Origin of the sequence: Caulobacter sp. HMWF025, assembly GCF_003060965.1 — a bacterium.
GTDB lineage: Bacteria > Pseudomonadota > Alphaproteobacteria > Caulobacterales > Caulobacteraceae > Caulobacter.
The window spans coordinates 1-3,746 of sequence record NZ_QAII01000087.1 but is presented as its reverse complement, the minus strand read 5'-3'; the positions used below and the strand labels follow the sequence as shown (position 1 = coordinate 3,746).

Here is a 3,746-nt window from a genome sequence, read left to right as displayed (position 1 = left end):
CCCGAGGTTCTCAAACCGGAAGGTGTCGGCACCCGCTCCGCCGGTCAGCACGTCGTTGCCGGCACCGCCGTTCAGAACATCCGCCCCGACCCCGCCGACCAGGGTATCGTTGCCGCCGCCGCCGGTAAGGGCCGTTCCTGCTGCATTGGCATAGCCGGTAAAGTTACCCGTCCCGCCATAGGTCAGGGCCTCGATATTGGTCGCCGCGATCGCTGAGCCCAGCAGGGTGATCTGGGTGTCATAGCCCTCACCGGCCAGCTCGACGATCGCGTCGCTGGCGCTGTCGACGATATAGGTGTCGTTGCCCAGGCCGCCCACCAGCCTGTCGGCCCCGGCCCCGCCGTCCAGAAGATCCTGGCCCGCGCCGCCGGTAATGACATTGGCCAGGCCGTTGCCTGTCCCTGTAAAGCCACCCGTGCCGGTAAAGGTCAGGGTCTCGAGATTGTCGGACAGGGCGTAGCCATTGGCGGTCGTCTTCACCAGGTCATAGCCGCCGTTCAGTCCCTCGATGATCACATCGCCGGTTTGATCGACGAAATAGGTGTCGCTGCCCAGGCCGCCGATGAGCGTGTCCGCGCCCAGACCACCGTCGATCAGGTCATTGGCCGCGCCACCGGTGATCTGGTTGCCCAGGTCGTTGCCTGTGGCCCTGAACCCCTGGGCGCCGCTGTAGACGAGGTTCTCGAGATTGGCACCGAGGATAAAGGTCGCCAGCCCGGTCCGGATCGTATCGACGCCTTCACCGACCCCTTCGACGGCGACATCGCCGATACTGTCGAGGACATAGAGGTCGTCGCCCACTCCACCGATCAGGCGGTCGGCACCCAGGCCCCCGTCCAATGTGTCCGCGCCGCCCAGGCCCGACAGCGTGTCGTTGCCCGTGCCGCCGGTCATCAGGTTGCCCGACGCATTGCCCGTTCCGGTAAAGGTGCCGGCCCCGGCAAAGGTCAGGGCCTCGACCTCGCTGGTCAGGGTGTAGCTCGCCAGATAGGTCTTGACGGTGTCAAAGCCTCCGGCGGCCAGCTCGGTAACCCGATCGCCGCCGTTGTCGACGACGTAGAGGTCGTCGCCCGCGGCCCCGGATAGGATGTCGGCTCCCGCGCCGCCGTTCAGGGTGTCGGCGGCTGCGGCTCCCATCAGGGTGTCATTGCCTGCGCCACCGGTCATGGCGGTTCCCGCCGCGCCGGCATAGCCGATGAAGTTGCCGGTGCCGTTGAAGATCAGGGCCTCGACATTGGCGGCGGCCTTGGCGCTGGCCAGGGTCGTGATCTGGGTGTCATAGCCCTCGCCCGCGTTCTCCACGACGGCATCCCTGAGGCTGTCCACATAGTAGGTGTCGTCCCCCAGGCCACCGACCAGGCGGTCTGCGCCCGCGCCGCCGTCCAGGGTGTCATTGCCGGTGCCCCCGGTGATCACATTGGCCAGATCGTTGCCCTTGCCGGCAAAGGTGCCGGTTCCCGTGAAGGTCAGGTTCTCGATGTTGTCCGACAGGGCGTAGGTCGCTGCCGTCGCCTTGACGAGGTCGTAGCCCCCGTTCAGGGCCTCGATCACGACGTCGGTGGCCGAGTCGACGAGGTAGGTGTCGTTGCCGGCTCCGCCTGAAAGGGTGTCGGCGCCCAGGCCGCCGTCGAGCAGGTCATTGCCGGCTCCGCCCGAGATCTGGTTGGCCAGGTCGTTGCCATTGCCCCTGAAGGCCGCCGTCCCCGAATAGTTCAGGTGGTTTGCGGTCGAGCTCAGGGTGTAGGCCGCCAGGGCCGTGCTGATCGTCGTTTCCGGCGCAGGCGGTGTGGCCGGGGATCCACCGGTGCCGCCCGTCGGTGCGGTCACAGGCGGCTGGGCCGGGGCTGCCGGAGCCTCGAGGCTGTAGGCCCGCACATAGTCGACCTGGAAACCGCTGGGCATGTTGGCGGGATCGGGCGTAGCCGCCCAGCCACCCACGGCCTGGTTCAGCAGAAGGTACATCGGACCGTGCATGTTGGCGGGCGTCGGGAGCGAATAGACCGCTACGCCGTCGATGAAATAGGTGAGGGTTTCAGCGGTCCAGAGCAGGCCGTAGGTGTGGAAGGCGGTCTGGGCGTCGGTCAGGTAGGATGACCCGCCCACCGCCCCGGTGGGATAGGACTTGTCGTGGACCGACATGGTGATCAGGTTGGGCTTCTCGCTGACCACTTCGAGGATGTCGAGTTCCTGGGTCCCCAGCGGCGAGAACAGCCAGAAGGCCGGCCAGGCGCCCGTGCCGGTCGGCATCTGGGCCCGCATCTCGAAATAGCCGTAGGTCTGCTGGAAGGAGGTTCGGGTCGTCAGCAGGCCGGACGAATAGTCCAGACCGTACAGCGCGGCCTTCTGTTCGACGGTATTGGCGGTCGCGGTGATGGTGAGAACCCCGTTCTTGATCGAGAAGGGGTTGATGCCGAGCGGGCTGGATCCCGTACCGGCATAGCTCGGGTCGACATAGATCTGGTCCTCGCCGGTCGACTCGCCGATGTAGTGGCTGACCTTTGAACCCCAGCCGGCGAACCCGAACTCGGTAGCCCAGGTCCCCGTGCCGGCCTTGCCCAGGGTCTGGAGGCTCAGGGCGTTGAACTCGTCATGGAAGGTCAGGGTGTACTTGCTCACGTCGATCGAGAGCTTGAAGTTCTCGCTCGTGAACGACTCCAGCGACACGTTGCGGAAGGTGATGTCATCGCCGGCCGCCAGGGTCAGGACGACGTCTGCGCCGACCTGGCTCATCGCGGCCTTGACCTGGTCGAAGCGGGTCAGGCCAAAGTCCTGGAGCCGCACGACATCCGCGCCGGTCCCCGGGCCGGTGGTGAAGTCCGTGATCACGTCATGGCCCCCGCCGCGGCCGAAGACGAAGGTGTCCGAGCCGCCATTGCCGGCCAGAACGTCGTTGCCCCCGAGACCGTTCAGGGTCTGGTTGTTGGCGTCCCCGAGCATCAGGTTGTTGAGGGCATTGCCGAGGCCGGTGTAGCCGCTGCGCGAACCCTGGCCGTACATCACCAGGTTCTCGACATTTTCGGGAAGCACGTAGTCCATCGTCACCTTGACGGTGTCGATGCCGGCATTGGCCCCCTCGATGACGAGTGTCGTGCTGTTCTGAACGACATAGAGGTCGTCGCCCGCGCCGCCCGCCAAGGTGTCGGCACCCAGATTTCCAATAAAGGCCTCGTTCAGATCGGTGCCGAGAAAATTGTCGGCTGCCGAGGTCCCAGTATAGGTGCGCTTGGACACACCAGACTGCGCCGCAATGTTTCCAGTATAATTGAAATAATCCATTGTCTGAGCCATGTGTTTGCCGGGCCTGTGGGTGGCCGTTGTTGGCAGATTGGCTTTCAATGGATAATGGGCAACTAATATATCCGCTCCGCGACATTATGACTTAGTTATATACTGTTGGTAATCGGGGAATTAACCGCAATCAAAGAGGCATATCGCCGTTATTCGACTTAATTTTACTATAGAATATGGATTGAATTGTGGTTTTTGAAGCTTAACTATAAGGCTTATACTTGCCCGTCCCGAGGCCGCAGTCCCGCCCGCCCTGGGCGGCCGAAGCTCGATGCAAAAGCGCCTCGCCGCTCACGGCGCTGTCGGGCCTGTCGCAGCGGAGACACGGTCCCTCGTGTCCACGGCCAGAGCTGCGGTCAAACGCAAACCGCCGGCCGCACCAGGCGGTGCGACCGGCGGTCGGGGTCCGGCCCGCTGGCCAGGCTTAGAACAGGGCGATATCCGAATGGGTCAAGGAC

General features: G+C 64.4%; 1 protein-coding gene. It reads right to left on the bottom strand.

Going from position 1 to position 3,746, the window contains the following annotated elements; translation table 11 throughout:
• A partial coding sequence (locus DBR10_RS20400) for a family 16 glycosylhydrolase (RefSeq protein ID WP_199225327.1) occupies nucleotides 1–3,276 on the bottom strand: 3,276 nt, incomplete at its 3' end.
• Nucleotides 3,277–3,746 lie beyond the last annotated feature (470 nt).